The sequence below is a fragment of the Parendozoicomonas callyspongiae genome (genome assembly GCF_023502345.1).
GTDB lineage: Bacteria > Pseudomonadota > Gammaproteobacteria > Pseudomonadales > Endozoicomonadaceae > Sansalvadorimonas > Sansalvadorimonas callyspongiae.
In genome coordinates this window covers 1-806 of record NZ_JAMFLX010000117.1, presented here as the reverse complement: position 1 = coordinate 806, position 806 = coordinate 1, and the positions used below count along the sequence as shown (strand labels likewise).

The window sequence follows — 806 nt, the reverse complement described above, 5'->3', positions numbered from 1 at the left end:
CAAAATCAGGGGCGCCGTAGGCGTCCCCTGGATTTTCTTGTTATATTTCGTTCTTAATTACGAGAATGCAGGAGCTAAATATCTTTAATTACTGATTAGGAACTTGAACATATATTTGTCCATCTTTACGAATATCTACAGTAATATCGATATCATTACCATTTGTCAGTGTTGCTGTAGCTTTATAAAATCCATCTTTAACTTCTTTGTCCAAAGTTACACCGACGCAATCAACTGATTTGTTATAGAATTGATTGTGAACAATATCTGTAACAAGGTTACAAGCTTCATCTTCGATAACTCCATCATTAATCATATTGCTGATAAAGAGAGAGAAGATAAACGCTACCACCCAACCGATAAAAACTTTTTTATCTTGCTTGTTTAGTTTTAGTCTTTGCCAAATATATATTGGCACAATCAAAACCATCCAATGCGCAGGAGTAACTCTATCTGTTTTCTTTAATTCCTTTTCATCAAGTAGAGATAGAGCGATATTTGGAATTATATAAAGAATGAAACTATAAGTTGGTGGAATACCGGTCAATAGTTCAATGATTGCACAAAAAATTGGTGCTGCACATAAAGCCCAAAGATAACGGTCGGGATGCTCTTGAAAGTACTTAAATGGAGATTCTTTGGGATCTATTTGCTCTTGTTTTACAGCTTTTCCATCTACTTCGTTCATTTTTTAATCCATTAATTGTGAGATTCTTCATTTAAACCTGAAGACATAAATAAGCATGAGAACTATATCATAACTAAATCATATAATGACTACTCCTTTGTTGAGAATTGTGGAGAAA

At 33.5% G+C, this 806-nt stretch carries 1 protein-coding gene; it reads right to left on the bottom strand.

The window, feature by feature from the left end; translation table 11 throughout:
* Positions 1 to 88: 88 nt before the first annotated feature.
* A complete protein-coding gene (locus M3P05_RS20535) occupies positions 89 to 688 on the bottom strand; it encodes a hypothetical protein (RefSeq protein WP_249702004.1) in 600 nt (199 codons plus the stop codon).
* Positions 689 to 806: the final 118 nt, after the last annotated feature.